Source organism: Neobacillus notoginsengisoli, from assembly GCF_003515685.1.
Lineage (GTDB): Bacteria > Bacillota > Bacilli > Bacillales > Cytobacillaceae > Bacillus_D > Bacillus_D notoginsengisoli.
The window spans coordinates 43,207-60,612 of sequence record NZ_QWEG01000007.1 but is presented as its reverse complement, the minus strand read 5'-3'; the positions used below and the strand labels follow the sequence as shown (position 1 = coordinate 60,612).

The following is a 17,406-nucleotide window of genomic DNA, read 5'->3' as shown; positions in this document are numbered from 1 at the left end:
GTCCTGCGGGATGTAGCGGCAAGGTGGAGACCCCACAGGCGCCAAAGCGCCGAGGAGGCTCCATTGACGCCCCGCGGAAAGCGAAGCGCCTGAAGCGAAATCAATGTTTATCGCCAATGCAGTACACTAAATGAAAAGAGGTGCAACCGGGGTGAAAACATCCGTCGTCTCAAAAGACTATCAAAAATTGCACAAGGAAATCATCGGTTTGCAAGAAAATTGGAAGAAAAGCCTGAATGACCAGGCAGTCGAAATCAAACTAGATAAAGCCGCAATGTCAGCAGGGGTCCCAGTGGCAGCGCTGGCAGTTTTTAACTTCGATATTCCACTATTTTTACAGTGGATAGAGGAAATTAAAGGGTTATTAGTGAATAATAATGATAGAATGGAAGAGAAGCTTGCTTTTCTAGCCAATGTAATGGACGAAAGCACGGCGCAGCGCTGGATTGATGAAGCGCTAGCGTTTAATCATATTTACTTCCAAGGCTTTGCAGAAGAACATGAAGTAGAGGAATGGATTCCGCACTTCCTCGCCGAAACAGCATTAAGGCCTTATTTGCAGCTTGCTGCTGAAAAGGCTCAGCCTGAAATACACACAGCAGTCCATGGTGCTGGCTGCCCTGTTTGCGGCGAGCCGGCAAGAGTGGCCCAGCTGGAGGAAGGGAAAAAAGAGCTTTATTGTCCGCGCTGCCTTGTCCATTGGAATGATAAGAGGCTTACCTGCTCGCATTGCGGAAATGATGATCATGAAACAATGAGGGTCATGACAGTTGAAGGCGATGCGGCTTCCCAAATTCAAGTTTGTGAAAAATGCCACGGTTATATAAAAATTGTTGACACGAAACAGTTTATCAATAAGCCGTCTGCTTCAATGCTGGACCTTAACACTCTTCATCTTGATTTTGTCGCCCAGGAAAATGGTTATCACACCGGCGGAAGCGGAAAACTTGATAATTAGTCATTCAGGGTAAAATTGGTGAAGTAAGAGGTGTTTACATGAAAGCGACTGCCATTCTTTTATCCGGTGGGAAATCAAGCAGGATGGGCACGAATAAAGCGTTGTTAAAAATCCAAGACAAAACGAATATTGAAAGAATTAAAGATGAGCTCATTAAAATCTTTGATGAAGTGATTCTTGTAACCAATGACCCGGAAGCTTATGAATTTTTGCAAATAAATACAATAACAGATGAGTATCCAGGCCAAGGACCGCTGGCAGGCATCCACGCGGGGCTTAAAGCTTCCAGCTCTGATGCAAATCTCGCCGTCGCATGCGATATGCCATTTGTTTCAGCGGAGCTGGCGGAAAGTATGATAAAACGGCTCGGGCACCATGATGCGGTCATTCCGGTCATCGAGGGGAGACAACATCCCCTCTTTGCCGTGTATCAAAAAACGATCGTGCAAGAAATAGAGGAATGTATCAAGTCGGACAGCTTGAGGCTAAAGGCTTTACTCGAAAAGCTGGATGTCCTTTATTTGACCGAACAAGACCTGGAAATTTATTCGAACGGTCCGCTTGACCGAATCTTTTTTAATATGAATGTGCCTGAAGAATATGAACTAGCGGTTCAACAGGCTAAAGGTAAAGAACAGGAATAAACAAAAGAAGCGGTTTAGGGAGAAAGGAAGTCAGGCAGATGCAATTTTTCAAAGTCAAAACAGTTGAAGAAACCTTCGCGCTAATTGATGAAAAGATAGAAAAAATCAAAAGTGTAGAGAACAGGGCGATTGAGGATGCGATGGGCTATATTTTAGCCGAGGATGTTACTGCCCGTGAAAATGTTCCCGGCTTTGACCGTTCAACAGTGGATGGTTATGCTGTCAGGGCAGAAGACACCTATGGTTCATCAGAATCGATGCCCGGGTTTTTGACTGTAACCGGCGAGGTACGGATGGGTGAAGCCGCCTCCATCCCGGTTGGCTTTGGAGAGGCAGTCTATGTCCCAACGGGTGGGATGCTTCCCGCCGGCAGTGACAGTGTCATGATGATTGAACACTGTGAGGAAATTGCCGGCCTCCTCAATACATATAGGCAGGTTGCACCAGGCGAGAACGTGATCCGTGAAGGGGAAGACATCCGGATTGGAGAGTTGGTGCTGGCCGAAGGAACTAGGCTGAGGCCGCAGGAAGTCGGCGCATTGGCCTCTTTGGGCATCACGCATGTGAATGTTTACCGGAAGTTAAAGGCGGGCTATTTATCCTCGGGTGATGAAATTGTTCCGTTTGAAACTCAGGATTTGGCGATTGGGCAAATTCGCGATATCAATTATTTTACGATTGCGGGGCTGGCGAATGATTGGGGGGTCGATGTTGTGTATGGAGGCATCGTCCCGGATGATTATGAAGAATTCCAGCGAAGGGCAAAAGAGCTTTTTGACGAGGTTGACTGTTTAATCCTGTCCGGGGGAAGCTCGGTCGGGGCAAAAGACTATACAACAGATGTCATCCAGTCATTAGGCGGTCCCGGAGTTTTTGTGCATGGGATATCCGTCAAGCCAGGCAAGCCGACGATCTTGGCCATGGCGGACGGAAAGCCGGTTATTGGGCTGCCGGGGCATCCCGCATCTGCGATGATCATTTTCCGCCTTTTTGGCGAACGGGTGTTAAAGAGGCTTAAGGGCGAGACGCTCCGCCCCAAGGCTGACAGAATTTTTGCCAGGATCACGAAAAACATCCCCTCGGCACCAGGAAGGTCCGATTATATTCGGGTCAGCCTGTTTGAAAAGGAAGGCGAATGGTGGGCCGAGCCGATTATCGGCAAATCAGGGCTAATCACAACACTGGTGAAAAGCGATGGAATTGTAGAAATCGTTTCAGAAAAAGAGGGCATAGCCCAGGGCGAGTACGTCCCGGTCATTGCAACAAGGTAGGGGGAGTGGCACATGGACCAGAAGCAGTATAAACGGAAAATTTATCTTGAGGACAAACCTAGAATTGAGGCAAGGGATGAATTGCTCGCGGCTTTCGACCTGCCATCGCAGAAGGAATGGACCAAGGTAGAAGAAGCCCTCGGCAGGGTTACGGCTGAGCCCGTTTTTGCCACAGAGTCAATGCCCCATTACCATGCTTCCGCAATGGATGGAATTGCGGTACAGGCTGCGGACACATATGGCGCCCATGAGCAAAGCCCGCTTAGGCTGGCCCTTGGCGAACAATTCGCTTATGTTGATACCGGCAATGCCATTCCGCCGCAATACAATGCAGTTATTATGATCGAAAATGTAAATGTTATTGATGACCAAACTCTCGAGATTATTGAGCCTGCGACGCCATGGCAGCATATACGCCCGATTGGCGAGGATATTGTCCAGGAAGAAATGATTTTCCCGCAGGGCCATAAATTGCGTCCGGCTGACCTTGGTTCCTTGCTGGCGGCCAGGATAACAGAAGTAGAAGTCTTTAAAAAACCGGCAGTGGCGATTATTCCGACTGGCAATGAACTGATTGAAGTAACGGAAAAGCCACAATCCGGAAAAATTATTGAATTCAATGGCACCGTCTTTGCCAATTTTGTAAAGGAATGGGGCGGGGAGCCGCATTTGAGCGGAATTGTGAAAGATGAGCCTGAAAAGATAAAGGAAGCGCTGTTAAACGCAGCTGAAAACGCCGATATTGTCGTCATCAATGCCGGCTCATCGGCTGGCTCCAAGGATTTTACAGTCCATATTATTCATGAAATTGGCGAGGTCTTCACCCATGGGGTGGCAGCTAGGCCTGGAAAGCCTGTGATTTTGGGCAAAATAAACGGCAAGCCTGTCGTCGGGGTGCCGGGCTATCCCGTCTCCGCGTATCTTGCCCTGGAATGGTTTGTCAGGCCATTGGTTTGCAAATATTTGCAAATACCGGAACCAAAGAGGCAAACCGTTCAAGTGAAGCTTGGCAGGCGGATTGTTTCGACGATGGGCCAGGAAGACTTTATCAGGGTAAATATCGGCTATGTGAACGGGCAATATGTGGCTAACCCGCTGACAAGGGCCGCGGGTGTGACGATGTCGTATGTGCGGGCGGATGGCCTGCTGATTGTACCGACTAATGTGCTTGGGTATGAGCAGGGAGAATTGGCAGAAGCAGAACTATTAAGGCCTTTGGAAGAAGTGGATAGCAGCATCGTCTTCAGCGGAAGCCATGATTTAACGATTGACCTGCTTTCCTCCCAAATCAAGAGAAACCGGAATGATATGAAAATCATTTCGTCCCATGTTGGCAGCATGGCAGGGCTGCTTGCCATCCTGAAGGGAGAGGCGCATGTAGCGGGTATTCATCTGCTCGACCCTGAAACGAAAGAATATAACTTGTCCTATGTCAAAAAGCTGCTGGACGGCATGGACATCGTCCTTTATCCTTTTTTAAAACGGAAACAAGGCTGGTTCGTCCCGGAAGGAAATCCGCTTGGCATTGAATCGGTTAAGGATATGGCCGAGAAAAAGGCCCACTTTGTCAACCGTCAGAGGGGAGCGGGAACAAGAATCCTGTTCGACCTGCTTTTAAAGGAAGCAGAGCTGACTCCCGACAACATCACCGGCTACTCCCGAGAAATGTTCTCCCATCTAAGTGTTGCTGCGGAGATAAAAGGGAACCCTGAAGCAGTAGGACTCGGCATTTACCCGGCAGCGCGAGCAATGGGGCTTTCGTTTGTACCGATTGCAGATGAAGAGTATGATTTAGTTATGACAAAAGATTTTTTTGAGAGCGAAAAAGGCAAGATGCTCATTTCTGTCATCCAGTCGGATGACTTCAGACAAAATGTCGAAAAGATTGGCGGTTATAAAGTTGTCACCGGCGCAGTTCCGAAAATCGGTTGAATTCCGCCGGGAAAAGGTTTCGGGGAGGGTATGTCATGTTTAAAATTTCTAAGGAACCGATTGTTATTCAATCAGTTATTGATAAAGTCGTCCAGCGGGAGGCCGGTGCCATTGCGACCTTCATTGGAACGGTCCGCGAGCTGACCAAGGGAAAAAGAACCTTGTATTTGATTTATGAAGCATATGAAGCGATGGCTGTTAAAAAGCTTGAGCAAATCGGCAGGGAAATAGAGGAGCGCTGGGCTGGTTCCAAAGTCGCGATCAGCCACCGTGTTGGCAAGCTTGATATTACCGATATCGCCGTCGTCATTGCTGTATCAACGCCTCACCGCGCCGATGCCTATGAGGCGAACCGGTATGCGATTGAGCGGATCAAGGAAATTGTCCCGATCTGGAAAAAGGAGCATTGGGTGGATGGTGAGGAATGGGTTGGCAATCAGCTTGAAACCGTCGCTTATCCAACAGGCAAGCCAGAAGAGGAGGATCTGAATGAATAAGGTGATGTTTTTTGCCCATTTGCGCGATGCCGCTGGGGTGGATTCCATTACGGTTGATGCAGCCGGAAAAACAGTTGGGGAGCTAAAGGCAGAGCTCGCCGAAAAATATAATCTGCCAAAAATGGACTCTGTGATGGCAGCGATCAATGAAGAGTTTTCATCAAATGATGAGACCATCCGAGAAGGGGATGTCATTGCTTTTATTCCGCCGGTCAGCGGAGGCTGAATACCCGCATCTTGGGATAATAATGTTGAATGAAGGCTTCCTGAAACGGGAAGTCTTCTTTTGAATAAATATAGGTTAGACATGATTTTTGGTCATATTCATTTGAAAACTGGTTGATTGAAGAGGAAGGCATGTAGACTCCGGCGGGATGTAGCGGCAAGGGAAGACCCCGCGGGAGCTAAGCGACGAGGAGGCTCCCCTGGCGCCCCGCGGAAAGCGAAATGCCTAGAGCGAAAATCAACTACATGGTTCCTAATTTAACCCAATCTTAAATTCAACCTATACACTTCCGGAAATGCTTGAAATGAAATGGGGACAGAGTTATGGCAGAACGATATTCAAGACAAATCCTTTTCCCTGGCATAGGAAAAGAAGGACAGGCGAAAATCGGCTCCAAGCACGTGTTGATGATCGGGGCGGGCGCCCTTGGTTCAGGCAATGCCGAGATTCTGGTTAGGGCGGGAATCGGCAGGCTGACAATCATTGACCGGGATTATGTGGAGGCAAGCAATCTGCAGCGCCAACAACTATACACAGAGGAAGACGTATCCGAAAAACTGCCGAAAGCAGCCGCGGCTGAAAAACGGCTGAAAGCAATCAATTCAGACGTAGAAATTAGAGCGATTATCGGCGATGCCAATCCGGAAGTGCTAGAGGAACTGGCAAAAGGGACCGATTTAATCATTGATGCGACAGATAATTTTGAAACAAGGATGGCAATTAATGATGTTTCCCAAAAATACAGGATTCCGTGGATCTACGGGGCATGTGTCGGCAGCCACGGAATGAGCTTCACGATAATCCCGGGTGTGACGCCATGCCTGAACTGCCTGCTCCGGACCATCCCTCTGCAAGGGCTGACATGTGATACGGGCGGAATCATTGCGCCGGCTGTCCAAATGGCCATTTCCCATCAGTCTGCCGAGGCTTTCAAAATTCTTGTCGAGGATTGGGATGCGATCCGCGCTACCTTTGTCAGCTTTGATTTATGGCGTAACGAATACACGTCAATGAAGATGTCAAAAGCAAAGTTCGCGGGCTGCCTTTCTTGCGGTGAGGAACCAACCTACCCGTATCTTGATAAAGAAAATAGGACGAAAACAACCATTCTTTGCGGCCGGGATACAGTCCAAATCCGTCCGTCCGTACAAGGGGAAGTGTCACTCGAGCAGCTCGCCGGCCAGCTTGATTCGCTAGGTTATTCGGTAAAAGGGAATCCCTATCTACTTTCAGTCGAGCTTGGCGTGGAGCGGATGGTCATATTTAAAGACGGCCGCGCGCTCATTCATGGAACGAAGGATTTGACCCATGCGAAGTCGGTGTATCAGAGGATTATGGGGTAGAATTCGGTAGACAGCCAAAATCCGTTAAGGTTGTCACGCAAAGCCCGAATGAGTGACAACAAACAGCCAAAACCCGTTGAGGCTGTCACTCAAAACCCGGATGAGGGACTAGACCGGTAGGTGACAGGGACTACTCGGTTACTGTCGAATAATTACGCGATAGTGGGGAGAACATGTATGCAGCTTGCTGAACATTTTTTGAAATTGAATAAAGAATTGCTGGGTGAATCCCCAATTCGAACTGTCCATATTACGATTTCCGGGCTCGCAAATATACTCGAATGTTCTGAGCGCAATGTCAAATACATTATCAAGGAAATGGACGCTCAAGGCTGGGTCGAGTGGAAGCCAAAGGCAGGGAGGGGCCACGCTTCCTCCCTTTCTTTTATTCGTAAGGCTGAAGAGGTGTTCTTTAAAATAGCCAGGCAGAAGCTTGATGCCGGCGATTTTGCCTGGAGTTTCTCTCAGCTAAAATATTTGGATATGGATGCTCGCGAACAATATTTCCAACTGCTCCCTGGATACTTCGGATTTCATGAAATAGAAAAGAATAACAGAAGCCTTGATGTCGCCAGGGTGTTGTATCCTTCACCTGGAATCACTCTAAGCCCAAGAGGTCCCTTATACATAGAACAAACACAAATCGTCAAACAGATATTTGACACACTTGTTCGTTTTAATGAAGAAACAGGGAAGATTGAACCGCACATAGCCCACCATTATGAAATTGAACCTTCCGGACAGGCGCTTCATTTTTATATCAGGAAAGGGGTCTTTTTTCATAACGGGATGGAGCTGACAGGTTCTGATATTAAATATTCATTTGAGGAAATGATCAGCCAGGGAGGCCGGGGAATTCTCCCAAGGATGTTCAAAAATATAAAGCGGATTGATGTTCAGCAGCCTTACCACGTTTCAATTTATTTAAAAGAACCCAATTTCCTTTTTATTCACTTACTGGGATATCCGGAAGCGTCCATTGTTCCAGAAAAAATCCATCAGGCATTAGGAGATGATTTCAACCGGCATCCTATAGGAAGCGGACCATTCAAAGTAGCGGAGCATACTAAAAAAAGACTTGTCCTTGATGCGCATGCTATTTATTTTAAGGAAAGGCCGCTTCTTGACCAGCTTCAGTTTTATTTTGTTCCTGAGATTATCCATTTTAATGCGCAGCTTCCAGCTCATTTATCAACAATTAACCGGATTGAATCACATGATTTTGAAAGAGGGGCAACGTTCCTTACGTTTAACCAGAATAAATCCGGGATATGCCAAAACAACGATTTTCGAAAAGCACTTTATTACGGCCTGGATAAACAAGGACTAACTTCAAAGTTGCAATCCTCAGCCCGGCCGGCAGATTCCTTCCTGAGCGAGAGGGAACACACACCTAAATACAACCCTGAACTAGCAAGTATATATTTGCAAAATTCAGGTTATAGCAGAGAGACGATCCATCTGTTTACAAAGCAGGGGAACACGCATGTGAAGAGCGCGGAAATCCTTAAGGAACAATGGTCAAAACTGGGAGTTGATGTGGCCATACATTCAGTTTCCCTTGAAGAGATTGGTACCGGCGATTTCTATAATGTGTGTGATATTTTTTTATCGAAGGAACTAATATCCGGCAGTGATGCCGATCTTGAATTAATTGAATTGCAATCAAGGTTTAAATGGTTTTTGAATGATGATCTTATAACAGGACTCAAAAAGGTACAGAAGCAAATTTTCCGTGAAAGTTCCCCGCAAAAACGATACCGGCATTATTTAAGAATAGAGAAATCGCTAAAAAGGGATTTTCTTGTCATATTTCTGTTCCGCAATAAACAAATGCTGCAAACCTCGCTTAATTCGCTAGAAATTTCACTATACGGGTATGGAACCCCCTTTGATAAGTTGTGGAACAAACCTGCTTCGGTTTCAAAAATATAATTATTTGCATTTCCCGCCACCTGGCGGGATTTTTTTATTTTAACGACATTTAGCAATTTCTTTGAAAAGAAAAGGTGCAAAAACTTTTTAGTTTTTTCACTTTTTGCATAATTCTTGCCTGTTTAATATGTAAGTAAGGAATGATTGAGTGACTTACCTTGGAATAATGAAAAGGCTTGACCAAATATAACGATTGGAAGTGAAAAGGAATGACAAAAGAATACAGGCGCAACAGCCTCGAGGCATGGGAAAAAATCGAGAAAATGAAAAAACCAGGTAGTCCCAGGAAGAATAAAGAAGTTGCAAGTAAAGGCGGCTATAAAGGAGTAAGGGATGGAGAAATCTTTCTTCTGAGAATGTTTTATCCTTTTTAGCAACGGGTGCGACAAGTAGGACATACAAATCCCCGGAGAATAAAACCTCCGGGGATCATTACTTTATTTCTTGCAGGCAACGAGCACTAAGCGGCCTTTATCTAGTTCTTTTTCATAACGCTCTGCCTCGTCCGCTGTAAGCCCCAATGCCTCGAATTGCGCACGCAGCTCGTCACCGCGTTTTTTGAAGACGTTTGTGACTGTGTCAATCAGACCCTGCTCCTTCAGGCCGACTTCACCCGCATCAAGCGCTTCGGCAAGATCTTCCGTCCGCTCCTTATCATGGGCAAAAAGGTAAACCTCGTCTTTCGCATACCCTTCTGTCGCGAACAAGGATAGCTTTTCCCTCGCTTGAACGCCATTTTCTACTACATCTACTTTAACCATTATGAATTCCTCCTTCACTGTTTCTTCGCACATTTTTTATATATCCTTTCCTGTCCTCCTTAAACATGGAAATGCCAGATTTCAGTTTGTAAGACCTGGATGATAGAATGATAGAAAAAAGGGAATAGGTATAGAAAAGGAGGGATACGATGCTTGAAAATAACCTGCCGCCAAGCTGGGCAGAACTGCTTGGACCGGAATTTGAAAAAGATTATTTCCAAAACTTGCGGGAATTTTTGATAGAGGAGTATCGTACAAAAACGATTTTCCCAGAATACAGAGATATCTTCAATGCGCTGATGCTGACGGGGTATGATGACGTAAAAGCGGTCATTCTTGGCCAGGACCCTTATCATGGCCCCGGCCAGGCGCATGGGTTGAGTTTTTCAGTGAAACCAGGCATCAATCCGCCGCCGTCACTTAAAAATATATTTAAGGAACTATGCAGCGACCTCGAGATTGAAACACCGGATCACGGCTATCTTGCCAAATGGGCCGAGCAGGGGGTGCTCCTTTTGAATACAGTGCTGACTGTCCGCCAGGGAGAGGCCAATTCCCACCGCGGTAAAGGCTGGGAGCAGTTCACCGATAAGGTTATTACCTTGCTAAACGAAAGGGACAAGCCTATTGTTTTCATCTTATGGGGAAAACCAGCCCAAAGTAAAATTGAATTAATAGATTCATCCCGGCACCGCATAATAACTGCCCCGCATCCAAGTCCGTTTTCGGCGAGGAAAGGGTTTTTCGGAAGCCGGCCTTTTTCAAAAACAAATGAGCTGTTAACATCAATGGGGCAGGCGGATATCGACTGGGAACTGCCGCCGCTTGAGTCAGTGGAAGAAATGGTTCCTCCACATCATTAGAACACATTCTGAAAAAAATATTATAGTAGGGCTAGGGGCTAATGGAGCTTCTAGCCTTTTAGGCCGTTTTACTGGGACGAGGGATGTGCGATTCAGAATGGAATCATGTAAAATGGAATTGTTGTTTCAAGCAGGCAGGGAGTGATGAAGTTGAACATACATATCAATAAGCTGTTGTCAAAAATCGGCGATGAACTCGCTTTGGCAAAATCCGCCGATCGTGAGGAATTGCTTCGTGAAAAAATATCCTCGATTAAAACCTTATGTGAGGTTATTCTTGATGGAGGAAAAGCCGGGATCCCTGAACCAGAACGGTTGATTGAGGTAAGACCAGTAGGGCCAGTCCGAATGCAGGGTAATCAGGAACAGAGGCTTGAGGAAAACGACGGGGCAAACGGCGATTCCATTTTTGACTTTTAGAAAGAAGGGTTTTATAAATGAAAACTTTTATTATCATCGGGGCAATTAATGCATTCTTGGCAGTAGCACTTGGGGCATTCGGCGCACACGGGCTGGAAGGAAAACTTCCGCCAAAATATCTTGAAATATGGAAAACAGGTGTGACCTATCAAATGTTCCATGCGGCCGGTCTTTTAGTAATTGGGCTTTTACTCGGGAAGGTTCCCGCAGGCTCCCTGTTTTCGACCGCAGGATGGCTGATGCTTGCCGGCATTATCCTGTTCAGCGGCAGCCTCTACACGTTAAGTTTAACGAAAATCAGCGTGCTCGGCGCCATTACCCCGCTTGGAGGAGTTGCCTTCCTAGCGGCCTGGGTACTAATCATCATCGGTGCAGCGAAATACTTATAGTTTTTTTGCAAAAAGAAAGGAGAACCGCATTTTGTGATGCGTTTCTCCTTTTTATATGGGGAATATGAACCAATTCATCCCGCATTAACGGCCAGTCGGACTCCCGCCCGCGAATGGATAAGTATATTCTATTTCTTCATCAAATGTTACGTAGTCAAGGTAAACCATCAATAGCAGGTAGCGCGTTCCAGTCTGCGGATCACTAAGGATTAAATGGTCACGGCCCGCAGCTTCAATAATCCCTTTAAAAACCTGCTGCCTCCTTTGGCCATCCCTCGTTCCTTCAAAGGTCATATAGACGGTTGCGAGCTTGCCCCGGTTCAGCCTGAGGATGTTTTCAATAAACGATTCCTCAACCGGAAGCATTCCAGGAATTTGGGGACCCGTTACCTGCTGGAGGCTTGGCGGTGGCGGTACTTGGAACCCCCCTGTGCCTGGTGCCATCGGGAATCCTCCCATTTGTCCCATTTGCCCTCCTCCAAAAGGCTGTTGCTGCTGGGGGCTGATTGGTGCCCCGCCGGTACCTGTATAGGGCTGAAATCCTTGCATCTGGCCGGTGCTAAAACCATGTGGATTCATTTCATTCCCTCCTCTAAAAATAAGCATAGGAAACTGCCCAATCGAATTGGGCGATTCCGCCGCATTATTGCCGATTTCCACACTCCCGGCGCAAAGGCTTGTGCCTGCCAGGGAAGTGAAGATTCGCTACTTGAATCATATGAGAAGGAAAGAGAGATTATGACTGGCCCTGTTCACTTTGGCAGGGAGGTCTTTTGCCGGCAAAAAAGCCCCGGACGTTACATCCGGGGCTAAAAAGAAACACTATATAGTTAGGAAAGCATCGATTCGGTCTTCGGCCAAAAGATTGCCGACAAAGAAGGAGCCGAATTCGCCATAGCGCGCGCTCACTTCATCAAAACGCATTTCATAGACGAGCTTTTTAAATTGAAGGACATCGTCTGAGAATAACGTAACGCCCCACTCATGATCGTCAAAGCCGACGGACCCGGTAATGATTTGCTTTACCTTGCCCGCATATTGGCGGCCGATCATGCCGTGGCTGTACATAAGCTTCTTGCGCTCTTCCATCGGAAGCATGAACCAATTGTCATTGCCCTGGCGGCGCTTGTCCATTGGATAGAAGCATACATACTTCGACTTTGGCAGCATCGGGTAAAGACGCGCACGGACATGAGGGTTCTCATATGGGTTTTCCCCGTCATGCAAGTAATTGCTCAGCTCTACAACTGACACATAGGAATAAGTTGGAATCGTGTATTCAGCGAGCTTGGATTTATTGAATTCTGTTTCGATTTCATTCAATTCCTCCATTGTCGGGCGCAGGATCATCATCATAAAATCCGCTTTCTGTCCGACTACCGTATACAATGCATGGCTGCCTTCCTTGTTCTCCATCGTGCCATTCCACTTCTCAACCAGACCCTTAAATTCATCTATAGCGGCCTGGCGCTCATCGGCAGGCGTCATCTTCCAGGTTGTCCAATCCACACTCCTGAAATCATGAAGGCAATACCAGCCATCAAGCGTCTGTGCAGCTTCATTCATTCAAATCACTCCCCAATTGTTCTGATTCATACACCAATCTACTATATCATAGTTTCGCCAAATTGCCCCAAACCAAACCCCTGGCGACAAGGCGCCGTTTAATAAGACCAGATAAAGGATAATTTAATAAAGGTGACATCTGTTTTGGATTAAGCTTTCTGAATAAACCAACATTTGAGCGAGGGTTGCGTTCACCTTGAATTTTGCCGGCAGTAAAGTATGCTAGAAATATAAGGAAAGAAGGAGGAAACAAAACGTGAGCGATTTATTTTCAGGGATTAAACAGAAAATTTCGGGACATAATCTGAGGATTGTTTTTCCCGAAGGTTATGATGAAAGAATTCTCCGGGCTGCGGGCCGTCTTGCCGCCGAGGGAATCATTACGCCCGTTTTAATTGGCAATATTGAAAACGTCCAGGCAAAAGCAAGGGAACTTGATATATCGATTGAAGCAGCGGAAATTTATGATCCCGCCAATTATTTGATGATGGACGAGCTAGTTGCGGCTTTTGTCGAGCGCCGGAAAGGAAAGGCCACCGAAGAGGATGCCCGGAAGCTGCTCCTGGATGAAAACTACTTCGGCACGATGCTTGTCTATCTAAATAAAGCGGATGGGCTTGTAAGCGGAGCGGCCCATTCAACAGCGGATACGGTGAGGCCCGCGCTGCAAATCATTAAAACGAAGGAGGGCGTAAGAAAGACTTCCGGCGTATTCCTGATGGTGCGCGGCGATGAGCAGTATGTATTTGCGGATTGTGCAATCAATATCAACCCGGATAGCCTCGACCTCGCTGAAATTGCGATTGAAAGCGCGCAGACAGCAAGGATGTTCGATATAGAACCGCGTGTTGCGATGCTGAGCTTTTCGACGAAGGGTTCGGCAAGATCGCCTGAGACGGAAAAGGTAATGGCAGCGGTTGACGAAGCGAAACGGCGCGACCCTCTCCTCATCATCGACGGGGAGTTCCAATTTGACGCCGCGTTCGTGCCGGAAGTGGCGGTTGCCAAAGCGCCTGATTCCATCCTTCAGGGCAATGCGAATGTTTTCGTATTCCCAAGTCTTGAGGCTGGTAATATCGGCTATAAAATTGCCCAGCGGCTTGGCGGCTTCGAAGCTGTCGGCCCGTTATTGCAGGGGCTGAACCGGCCGGTAAACGACCTGTCGCGCGGCTGCAATACAGACGATGTCTACAATCTTGCCCTCCTTACAGCGGCACAGACGCTGAGCAAGTAAAGAGAGCATTACATGATAGCGGCTGACAGTGTTGGGACAAGTGTATAATTAGCAGACAATACGAATTAGAAAGCCCGGCATTTTGTGTGCCGGGCTTTTCGCATGGTGGAATGCTTTATAAAAAATTGATATTTGGCTCTTTTTTGCAAGGTTAAATGATCAGCAGCAGGCTGACCGCCATGACAGCCATCCCGGCAATCAAGCCGTAGATTGGCAGGTGCGTTTCATCGTATTTTTTTGCAGCCGGAAGCAGTTCATCAAGGGAAATGAAGACCATGATCCCCGCCACAGCCGCGAAGATGATGCCGAACATAACGTCATTCAGAAACGGCATGAGGAAAAGATAGGCTACAAGTGCGCCAACCGGCTCGGAAAGCCCCGACAGGAAGGATAGTTTAAAGGCTTTTTTTTGATCGCCTGTTGCAAAATAAACCGGCACCGACACAGCGATTCCCTCTGGAATGTTGTGAATGGCAATCGCAATGGCAATCGCCACGCCAAGTTTAGGATCTTGCAGGGCGGACGTAAACGTCGCAATCCCTTCAGGAAAGTTGTGGATACCGATTGCCAAAGCGGTAAAGGTACCCATTTTCAGCAGTTCGGCATCCTGGACCGTTTTCCCAGGCTGCATTTCCTCAACAATTTTCAACTCATGCGGATTGGTTTGCTTTGGGATGAATTTATCAATCAAAGCAATTAATAGGATTCCACCGAAAAAACCACCTACTGTCGCCCAATTGCCCCAATGGGGTCCAATTGCCGTAACCAGGGCAGTCTTGGCCTTTACAAAAATTTCAATCATCGATACGTAAATCATGACTCCAGCCGAAAAACCAAGCGTGAGAGATAAAAACTTCGTATTTGTTGTTGACGTAAAAAAGGCCAGTAAACTCCCGATTCCTGTGGCAAGCCCTGCAAATAATGTCAACCCTAAAGCAAATAATACTTCCTCGGACACCCTTACTACCCCTCTCGAAAGAAAAAAGTTTAAAATATATGGGCAATAGCAACAACTAGCCTTGTAAAAACATATCTTGTTGTATCTCCCTGTAATCAATATATTCACTTCACCGAAAATGTTTCCTTAAGTAAACATTTTATCTCAAGGTGAACTAAAATTGCACGAAAAACATTTTGGAAAAGAGAATTTTTTTAAAACCCTTCGTATTTTCCATTGAAACCCACTGAAAAGTGATGCTCTTCATTCCATATTTCCGGCTATGCTATAATAATTTGACACGAATACTGAAGGAGACTTTCTATGAGGAATGAGGCACTCACTTTGCTCCGCCAAGACCAATGGCGGCTGATTGACCAATCAACAACTGGCATTCTGATGCCTGCTATAGAATCATTTGCGATTGATGATACATTATGCGCGTCTGTCGGTTCGCACCTGGCCCCTGCTACAGCCCGAACTTGGGTTCACCGGGACACAGTCGTCCTGGGAATCCAGGATACGAGGGTCCCGAACCTCAACGAAGGTGTTGAATTTCTCCGCAGCAGGGGATATGAAGTGATTGTCCGGAATTCTGGCGGCCTTGCTGTTGCTCTGGATGAAGGCGTCCTGAATATTTCCCTTATTCTGCCCGAAATAGAAAAAGGTATTGATATTAATCGAGGGTATGATGCGATGTGGATGCTGATTCAGCACATGTTTGCGGATTTTGGCAAAACGATTGAAGCCAGGGAAATTGTCGGTTCGTATTGTCCTGGCAGCTATGACTTAAGCATCGGCGGTAAAAAATTCGCAGGCATTTCCCAGCGCCGGCTTCGTAAAGGGGTGGCGGTTCAAATCTACCTAAGCGTCATCGAAAACAGCGTAGGGGCAAGGGCTGAACTGGTCCGCGATTTTTATTTGCGCGCCCTAAAAGGGGAGAAGACCAAAATTGCTTATCCGGAAGTGCGTCCTGAAGTGATGGCAAGCCTGTCGGAACTGCTCGGCACCCCACTGACCGTCCAGGATGTGATGCTCAGGCTATTGCGCCAGCTGAAGGACAACAGCAGCCTTCTCTACTCCGGCCAGTTGACCCCGCATGAACTGGACCTCTTTCCGAGTTATTATGCGAGAATCCTTGACCGCAATGCGGAATTAACAAAGCCGTAAACCCAATTTGAGTTTACGGCTTTATATATTGCTGTGCTCTCCCCGCAAGCATCAGACTTTCTATCAAGCTTAGAATTGGATCATGTAAATCACTCAGCTACTTTTTCAAGATTCCCATTCCGGTCCATTTTGAATGTTGTCGCAGGGCGTTCGTCTTCTTCAAAAAGGACGAGCTTGCGTGCCTTGTTCATAATTTTTAACAATGTTTCATAATCTTCTTGAATCACGCCGGTATTTTGCTCAAGATCTTGAATTTTTGCTTCCATTTCTTCGTTTTGCTTTTTCAAATTGGCAATTTCGCGCTTCAATCTTTCATTCTCACTTTTTAAGGCTTGGGCGTGAACGCTTGTACTATCGTAATTTTGCAAAAAGGCAATGACGGCTTGCATGGTCAGTCCTTGAGGGGCTGCCTGCCGGGAATAGCCGTATTGGACTTCTGAGCCTGCAAATCTGGCATGCTGGTTTGCTGCAGTTTTAGCATTCAGTTCCTCAACCATTTTTTCCAAATCAAACTGTTCCTTCTCTTCAGGAATATCAGGGATCAATTCCCCGGCTGCTTCCATTGTGACGGGCGGGGTTACTTCCATAAGCGTGGCATCCAGTTCGACTGGAGGCGTATAAAGAAGCTTTTTCTTGCCGCCCTGGTCTTTTCCAAGCAATCTTTGGCGCTGTTTACGCTGTTTTTTCGCAAGCTGCAGCGCTTTCTCATAATTATGGCGGACAACAGCATTCCAACGGAACCCGCATGCGGCCGACGTCCTGTTCAGCCTGTCGCCAACTTCCTCAAACGCATTCAGCTGGGTACTGCCCTCCCTCACATGGCGGAGAACCGTTTCCGCTAGCAATAAGTCATCTTCTTCTGTCCAGGCATCCTGGCGCACCTTCATATCGAACAACTCCTTTTCTACTTTTGGTTCTGTATTCATAAAAAAACCAAGCCTCCTTGTGCAAAAAAGTCCTTTTCCTGCACCTGTTTTAAAAGTTTTATTTACCTAGCATTATCTTGGTCACTTTTTTTCTGTTTTATACAGGGAATTAAAAGGATAGTAGACTGTAAACAGCCAGACGGCTTGCATTGGGGGCAAAGAAGCAGTAAAATACGGTAGGATATGAACCTAGATTATTTACAGTTTGATTTTCGCTCCACAAAGGAAAGCTTTCTTGAATAAACATCGCAGAGACAGGCTGCTTTTTGCCTGTCACGAGGCACTTCGCTTTCCGCGGGAGTCTTCGTGCCTTCCGCTACAATCAATTAACTGT

Annotated in this window: 19 protein-coding genes; 14 read left to right on the top strand and 5 right to left on the bottom strand. The window is 46.7% G+C overall.

Annotated features, from left to right (window positions below; genetic code table 11):
- Nucleotides 1–130 precede the first annotated feature (130 nt).
- The 9 genes from D1B31_RS11915 (at nt 131) to D1B31_RS24260 (ending at nt 9,180) form a co-directional block, all read left to right on the top strand.
- Entirely contained in the window at nt 131–958 is an 828-nt protein-coding gene (locus D1B31_RS11915; RefSeq protein ID WP_240035252.1) for a formate dehydrogenase accessory protein FdhE, read from the top strand.
- Nucleotides 959–996: 38 nt separating this feature from the next.
- Nucleotides 997–1,602: a molybdenum cofactor guanylyltransferase gene (gene mobA, locus D1B31_RS11910; protein WP_118921019.1), complete on the top strand. Its 606-nt coding sequence runs from the start codon at nt 997–999 to the stop codon at nt 1,600–1,602.
- A gap of 38 nt (nt 1,603–1,640) precedes the next feature.
- On the top strand, nt 1,641–2,873 hold the full coding sequence (locus D1B31_RS11905; RefSeq protein ID WP_118921018.1) for a molybdopterin molybdotransferase MoeA: 1,233 nt from the start codon (nt 1,641–1,643) through the stop codon (nt 2,871–2,873).
- A 12-nt stretch (nt 2,874–2,885) separates the two neighbouring features.
- Entirely contained in the window at nt 2,886–4,805 is a 1,920-nt protein-coding gene (locus D1B31_RS11900; protein WP_118921017.1) for a molybdopterin biosynthesis protein, read from the top strand.
- 35 nt (nt 4,806–4,840) lie between these two features.
- Complete coding sequence (locus D1B31_RS11895) at nt 4,841–5,302, top strand: molybdenum cofactor biosynthesis protein MoaE (RefSeq protein WP_118921016.1); 462 nt, start codon at nt 4,841–4,843, stop codon at nt 5,300–5,302.
- Nucleotides 5,295–5,528, top strand: a complete 234-nt coding sequence (moaD, locus tag D1B31_RS11890; protein ID WP_118921015.1) for a molybdopterin converting factor subunit 1 — start codon at nt 5,295–5,297, stop codon at nt 5,526–5,528. Before D1B31_RS11895 ends, moaD begins: the two co-directional genes overlap by 8 nt.
- A gap of 323 nt (nt 5,529–5,851) precedes the next feature.
- A complete protein-coding gene (locus tag D1B31_RS11885) occupies nt 5,852–6,871 on the top strand; it encodes a thiazole biosynthesis adenylyltransferase ThiF (RefSeq protein ID WP_118921014.1) in 1,020 nt (339 codons plus the stop codon).
- A 198-nt stretch (nt 6,872–7,069) separates the two neighbouring features.
- Nucleotides 7,070–8,806 (top strand): ABC transporter substrate-binding protein, encoded by a 1,737-nt coding sequence (locus D1B31_RS11880; protein WP_158587525.1) that lies wholly within the window; start codon nt 7,070–7,072, stop codon nt 8,804–8,806.
- A gap of 209 nt (nt 8,807–9,015) precedes the next feature.
- Nucleotides 9,016–9,180: a hypothetical protein gene (locus tag D1B31_RS24260; RefSeq protein ID WP_158587524.1), complete on the top strand. Its 165-nt coding sequence runs from the start codon at nt 9,016–9,018 to the stop codon at nt 9,178–9,180.
- A gap of 63 nt (nt 9,181–9,243) precedes the next feature.
- Here the strand turns inward: D1B31_RS24260 and D1B31_RS11875 are convergent, their stop codons facing one another.
- Nucleotides 9,244–9,567, bottom strand: coding sequence for a YflT domain-containing protein (locus D1B31_RS11875; protein WP_118921012.1), 324 nt, complete (start codon nt 9,565–9,567; stop codon nt 9,244–9,246).
- 149 nt (nt 9,568–9,716) lie between these two features.
- Between D1B31_RS11875 and D1B31_RS11870 the strand changes: the two genes are divergently transcribed.
- From D1B31_RS11870 to D1B31_RS11860, 3 genes are all read left to right on the top strand, one after another.
- On the top strand, nt 9,717–10,430 hold the full coding sequence (locus tag D1B31_RS11870) for a uracil-DNA glycosylase (RefSeq protein WP_118921011.1): 714 nt from the start codon (nt 9,717–9,719) through the stop codon (nt 10,428–10,430).
- A gap of 144 nt (nt 10,431–10,574) precedes the next feature.
- Nucleotides 10,575–10,850 carry a YwdI family protein gene (locus tag D1B31_RS11865; protein ID WP_118921010.1) on the top strand — a complete coding sequence of 92 codons (276 nt, stop codon included), beginning with the start codon at nt 10,575–10,577 and terminating at the stop codon, nt 10,848–10,850.
- A gap of 17 nt (nt 10,851–10,867) precedes the next feature.
- A complete protein-coding gene (locus tag D1B31_RS11860) occupies nt 10,868–11,239 on the top strand; it encodes a DUF423 domain-containing protein (protein ID WP_118921009.1) in 372 nt (123 codons plus the stop codon).
- An 84-nt stretch (nt 11,240–11,323) separates the two neighbouring features.
- On the opposite strand, the gene gerQ is transcribed toward D1B31_RS11860, so the two are convergent.
- Both gerQ and hemQ read right to left on the bottom strand, forming a co-directional pair.
- Entirely contained in the window at nt 11,324–11,818 is a 495-nt protein-coding gene (gene gerQ / locus D1B31_RS11855) for a spore coat protein GerQ (protein ID WP_240035251.1), read from the bottom strand.
- 243 nt (nt 11,819–12,061) lie between these two features.
- Nucleotides 12,062–12,805, bottom strand: a complete 744-nt coding sequence (hemQ, locus tag D1B31_RS11850; RefSeq protein ID WP_118921008.1) for a hydrogen peroxide-dependent heme synthase — start codon at nt 12,803–12,805, stop codon at nt 12,062–12,064.
- Between the two features lie 256 nt (nt 12,806–13,061).
- On the opposite strand from hemQ, the gene pta reads away from it, so the two are divergent.
- Nucleotides 13,062–14,039 (top strand): phosphate acetyltransferase, encoded by a 978-nt coding sequence (pta, locus tag D1B31_RS11845; RefSeq protein WP_118921007.1) that lies wholly within the window; start codon nt 13,062–13,064, stop codon nt 14,037–14,039.
- A gap of 151 nt (nt 14,040–14,190) precedes the next feature.
- Here the strand turns inward: pta and zupT are convergent, their stop codons facing one another.
- Nucleotides 14,191–14,997, bottom strand: coding sequence for a zinc transporter ZupT (gene zupT, locus D1B31_RS11840; protein ID WP_118921006.1), 807 nt, complete (start codon nt 14,995–14,997; stop codon nt 14,191–14,193).
- Between the two features lie 303 nt (nt 14,998–15,300).
- Here zupT and lipL point away from each other — a divergent pair, with 303 nt between their 5' ends.
- Nucleotides 15,301–16,146, top strand: a complete 846-nt coding sequence (gene lipL, locus D1B31_RS11835) for an octanoyl-[GcvH]:protein N-octanoyltransferase (RefSeq protein ID WP_118921005.1) — start codon at nt 15,301–15,303, stop codon at nt 16,144–16,146.
- A gap of 89 nt (nt 16,147–16,235) precedes the next feature.
- Here the strand turns inward: lipL and D1B31_RS11830 are convergent, their stop codons facing one another.
- Nucleotides 16,236–17,033, bottom strand: coding sequence for an RsfA family transcriptional regulator (locus D1B31_RS11830; protein ID WP_118921199.1), 798 nt, complete (start codon nt 17,031–17,033; stop codon nt 16,236–16,238).
- Between the last annotated feature and the right edge of the window lie 373 nt (nt 17,034–17,406).

Excerpts from the sequence above, each read along its gene's own strand:
- D1B31_RS11915 (WP_240035252.1), top strand. The coding sequence starts at position 131 with ATGAAAAGAGGTGCAACCGGGGTGAAAACATCCGTCGTCTCAAAAGAC.
- mobA (WP_118921019.1), top strand. The coding sequence starts at position 997 with ATGAAAGCGACTGCCATTCTTTTATCCGGTGGGAAATCAAGCAGGATG.
- D1B31_RS11905 (WP_118921018.1), top strand. The coding sequence starts at position 1,641 with ATGCAATTTTTCAAAGTCAAAACAGTTGAAGAAACCTTCGCGCTAATT.
- D1B31_RS11900 (WP_118921017.1), top strand. The coding sequence starts at position 2,886 with ATGGACCAGAAGCAGTATAAACGGAAAATTTATCTTGAGGACAAACCT.
- D1B31_RS11895 (WP_118921016.1), top strand. The coding sequence starts at position 4,841 with ATGTTTAAAATTTCTAAGGAACCGATTGTTATTCAATCAGTTATTGAT.
- moaD (WP_118921015.1), top strand. The coding sequence starts at position 5,295 with ATGAATAAGGTGATGTTTTTTGCCCATTTGCGCGATGCCGCTGGGGTG.
- D1B31_RS11885 (WP_118921014.1), top strand. The coding sequence starts at position 5,852 with ATGGCAGAACGATATTCAAGACAAATCCTTTTCCCTGGCATAGGAAAA.
- D1B31_RS24260 (WP_158587524.1), top strand. The coding sequence starts at position 9,016 with ATGACAAAAGAATACAGGCGCAACAGCCTCGAGGCATGGGAAAAAATC.
- D1B31_RS11875 (WP_118921012.1), bottom strand. The coding sequence starts at position 9,567 with ATGGTTAAAGTAGATGTAGTAGAAAATGGCGTTCAAGCGAGGGAAAAG.
- D1B31_RS11870 (WP_118921011.1), top strand. The coding sequence starts at position 9,717 with ATGCTTGAAAATAACCTGCCGCCAAGCTGGGCAGAACTGCTTGGACCG.
- D1B31_RS11865 (WP_118921010.1), top strand. The coding sequence starts at position 10,575 with ATGAAGTTGAACATACATATCAATAAGCTGTTGTCAAAAATCGGCGAT.
- D1B31_RS11860 (WP_118921009.1), top strand. The coding sequence starts at position 10,868 with ATGAAAACTTTTATTATCATCGGGGCAATTAATGCATTCTTGGCAGTA.
- gerQ (WP_240035251.1), bottom strand. The coding sequence starts at position 11,818 with ATGAATCCACATGGTTTTAGCACCGGCCAGATGCAAGGATTTCAGCCC.
- hemQ (WP_118921008.1), bottom strand. The coding sequence starts at position 12,805 with ATGAATGAAGCTGCACAGACGCTTGATGGCTGGTATTGCCTTCATGAT.
- lipL (WP_118921005.1), top strand. The coding sequence starts at position 15,301 with ATGAGGAATGAGGCACTCACTTTGCTCCGCCAAGACCAATGGCGGCTG.
- D1B31_RS11830 (WP_118921199.1), bottom strand. The coding sequence starts at position 17,033 with ATGAAGGTGCGCCAGGATGCCTGGACAGAAGAAGATGACTTATTGCTA.